The organism is Rhizobacter sp. P1_G5, assembly GCF_056405435.1.
On record NZ_JBFUCB010000613.1, the window covers coordinates 1 to 3,582 of the forward strand.

General features: G+C 67.0%; 4 protein-coding genes. All 4 read left to right on the plus strand.

Annotation, left to right across the window (positions count from 1 at the left end; all coding sequences use genetic code 11):
* The first annotated feature begins 67 nt into the window (after positions 1–67).
* A complete protein-coding gene (locus AC1D12_RS28035) occupies positions 68–850 on the plus strand; it encodes an ABC transporter ATP-binding protein (protein WP_477844361.1) in 783 nt (260 codons plus the stop codon).
* The gene (locus AC1D12_RS28040) at positions 850–1,779 is read left to right on the plus strand and encodes a branched-chain amino acid ABC transporter permease (RefSeq protein WP_047506418.1); all 930 of its coding nucleotides are present in this window, start codon (positions 850–852) and stop codon (positions 1,777–1,779) included. The genes AC1D12_RS28035 and AC1D12_RS28040 overlap by 1 nt, the downstream gene beginning before the upstream one ends.
* A gap of 3 nt (positions 1,780–1,782) precedes the next feature.
* The gene (locus tag AC1D12_RS28045; protein ID WP_477825895.1) at positions 1,783–2,847 is read left to right on the plus strand and encodes a branched-chain amino acid ABC transporter permease; all 1,065 of its coding nucleotides are present in this window, start codon (positions 1,783–1,785) and stop codon (positions 2,845–2,847) included.
* Between the two features lie 27 nt (positions 2,848–2,874).
* Positions 2,875–3,582, plus strand: a 708-nt coding sequence (locus AC1D12_RS28050; protein WP_477844363.1) for an ABC transporter substrate-binding protein, incomplete at its 3' end; no start/stop codon positions are given.

Genomic DNA, 3,582 nt, shown 5'->3' on the forward strand with positions numbered 1-3,582 from the left:
GCGGCATGGTCGCGGCCGACCTGCGCATCGCCGACGCGAAGACCTTCGCGTCGGTCAGGAGCGCCGCATGACACGAGCCGTGGGAGACGTGATCCTCGACGTGAAGAACATCAGCCTGTCGTTCGGCGGCGTGAAGGCGCTGACCGACATCAGCTTCGACCTGCGCGAGCACGAGATCCGCGCCATCATCGGCCCGAACGGCGCCGGCAAGAGCTCGATGCTGAACTGCATCAACGGCGTCTACCAGCCGCAGCAGGGCTCGATCGCGCTGCGCGGGCGCACCTTCCGCCACATGAACTCGCGCCAGGTGGCCGAGATGGGCGTCGCGCGCACCTTCCAGAACCTGGCGCTGTTCAAGGGCATGAGCGTGCTCGACAACATCATGACCGGCCGCAACCTGCGCATGAAGAGCAACCTGCTGCTGCAGGCGCTGCGCCTCGGGCCGGCCGAGCGCGAGGAGATCGAGCACCGGCGCGTCGTCGAACGCATCATCGATTTCCTGGAGATCCAGCCGTACCGCAAGACGCCGGTCGGCAAGATGCCCTACGGGCTGCAGAAGCGCGTCGACCTCGRCCGCGCGCTCGCGATGGAGCCGCAGGTGCTGCTGCTGGACGAGCCGATGGCCGGCATGAACGTCGAGGAGAAGCAGGACATGAGCCGCTTCATCCTCGACGTGAACGACGAGTTCGGCACGACCATCGTGCTGATCGAGCACGACATGGGGGTAGTGATGGACATCAGCGACCGCGTGGTGGTGCTCGACTACGGCAGGAAGATCGGCGACGGCACGCCGGGCGAGGTTCGATCCAATCCGGATGTCATCAAGGCCTACCTCGGGGTTCAACACTGATGGGCTTCTTCCTCGAAACCCTGTTCGGCGGCCTGATGGCGGGCATGCTGTATGCGCTGATCGCGCTCGGCTTCGTGCTGATCTACAAGGCCTCGGGCGTGTTCAATTTCGCGCAGGGCGCGATGGTGTTGTTCGCGGCGCTCGCGATGGCGCGCTTCTCCGAGTGGTTCCCGCAGTGGTTCCACTTCGACAGCAAGCTGCTCGCCAACGTGCTGGGCTTCATCACCGCGGCGGCGTTGATGGTGGTGGTGGCCTGGCTGATCGAGCGGCTGTGCCTGTCGCGGCTGGTCAACCAGGACGGCATCACGCTGCTGATGGCGACGCTCGGCATCGCGTACTTCCTCGACGGGCTCGGCCAGACGCTGTTCGGCAACGACATCTACAAGATCGACGTCGGCATGCCGAAGGAGCCGCTGCTGGTGCTGCAGGGCACGTTCGACGGCGGCGTGCTGATCAGCCAGGAGGACCTGGTGGCGGCACTGGTCGCGGCCACGCTGGTCGCGCTGCTCGCGCTCTTCTTCCAGAAGACAGCCACCGGCCGCGCGCTGCGTGCGGTGGCCGACGACCACCAGGCGGCGCAGTCGATCGGCATCCCGCTCGACCGCATCTGGGTCATCGTGTGGTCGGTGGCCGGCATCGTCGCGCTGGTGGCCGGCATCATCTGGGGCAGCAAGCTGGGCGTGCAGTTCTCGCTGTCGCTGGTGGCGCTGAAGGCGCTGCCGGTGGTGATCCTCGGCGGGCTCACGTCGATCCCGGGCGCGATCCTCGGTGGGCTGATCATCGGCGTCGGCGAGAAGCTGTCGGAGATCTACCTCGGACCGATGTTCGGCGGGGGCATCGAGATCTGGTTCGCCTACGTGCTGGCGCTGTTGTTCCTCCTCGTCAGGCCGCAGGGCCTGTTCGGCGAGAAGATCATCGATCGGGTCTGAGCCATGCTGTACAGAGAGAACGGCCAGTTCAAGACCAGCTACCGCGCCGACCAGCAGATCTTCCCGGTGTTGCAGGACCGCGCCGCGATCCTCGCGCTGCTGGCCGTCGCCTTCGTCGTGCTGCCGCTCGCCGCGCCCGAGTACCTGTTCCGCGCGATCCTGATCCCGTTCCTGATCCTGTCGCTCGCCGCGCTCGGCCTGAACATCCTCGTCGGCTACTGCGGCCAGATCTCGCTGGGCACCGGCGCCTTCATGGCAGTGGGCGCGTACGCGGCCTACAACTTCCAGGTGCGCATCCCGGGCATGCCGCTCGTCGCGTCGCTGCTGCTGGGCGGCGTGTGCGCCACCGGCGTCGGCGTGCTGTTCGGCATCCCGTCGCTGCGCATCAAGGGGCTGTACCTCGCGGTCGCGACGCTGGCCGCGCAGTTCTTCACCGATTGGGCCTTCCTGCGCATCTCGTGGTTCACCAACAACTCGTCGTCCGGCTCGGTCAGCGTCTCGGGCCTGAACGTGCTCGGGCTGCCGATCGAATCGCCGGTGTCCAAGTACCTGCTGTGCCTGGTCTTCGTCTGCGTGTTCGCGCTGCTCGCGAAGAACCTGGTGCGCGCGAGCATCGGCCGCGAATGGATGGCGATGCGCGACATGGACGTCGCCGCCGCGGTGATCGGCATCCGCCCGATGTACGCCAAGCTCACCGCGTTCGCGGTCAGCTCGTTCATCGTCGGCGTGGCCGGCGCGCTGTGGGGCTTCGTCCACCTCGGCGCCTGGGAGCCGGCCGCGTTCAACATCGACCGCTCGTTCCAGCTGCTGTTCATGGTGATCATCGGCGGGCTCGGCTCGATCAGCGGCAGCTTCATCGGCGCGGCCTTCATCATCCTGCTGCCGCTGCTGCTGAACCAGGTGCCGCGCTGGTTCGACATCCCGCTGTCGACCGCGCTCGCGTCGCACCTCGAATCGATGATCTTCGGCGCGCTGATCGTGTTCTTCCTGATCGTCGAGCCGCACGGCCTCGCGCGGCTGTGGTCCACCGCGCGCGAGAAGCTGCGGCTGTGGCCCTTCCCCCACTGATCACCACCACCACCAACGGAGACAGACATGCAGTTCAAGTCGTTCGCACGGGTTGCCGCGATCGCCGCGGTGGGTTGGGCCGGCCTGCTCGCCGCGCCGGCCGCGCTGGCCCAGGCCAAGGAGCAGTTCTTCCCGCTGCTCGTCTACCGCACCGGCGCCTACGCGCCCAACGGCACGCCGTGGGCCAACGGCAAGCAGGACTACCTGAAGATGATCAACGCCCGCGATGGCGGCATCAACGGCGTCAAGCTGAGCTACGAGGAATGCGAGACCGGCTACGCGACCGACCGCGGCGTGGAATGCTACGAGCGCCTGAAGGGCCGCGCCGGCGTCACGCTCTTCGACCCGCAGGCCACCGGCATCACCTTCGCGCTGACCGACAAGGTGCCGGCCGACAAGATCCCGCTGATCACGCTCGGCTACGGGCTGGCGGCCTCGCAGGACGGCGGCGTGTTCAAGTGGAACTTCCCGCTGATGGGCTCGTACTGGACGGCCGCCGACATCCTGATCCAGCACATCGGCAAGAAGGAAGGCGGGCTCGACAAGCTGAAGGGCAAGAAGATCGCGCTCGTGTACCACGACTCCCCGTTCGGCAAGGAGCCGATGCCGCTGCTGGAGGAGCGCGCGAAGACGCACGGCTTCGAGCTGCTGAAGATCCCGGTGACGGCGCCCGGCGTCGAGCAGAAATCGGCCTGGCTGCAGGTGCGCCAGCAGAAGCCCGACTACGTGCTGCTG

Excerpts from the sequence above, each read along its gene's own strand:
- AC1D12_RS28040 (WP_047506418.1), top strand. The coding sequence starts at position 850 with ATGGGCTTCTTCCTCGAAACCCTGTTCGGCGGCCTGATGGCGGGCATG.
- AC1D12_RS28045 (WP_477825895.1), top strand. The coding sequence starts at position 1,783 with ATGCTGTACAGAGAGAACGGCCAGTTCAAGACCAGCTACCGCGCCGAC.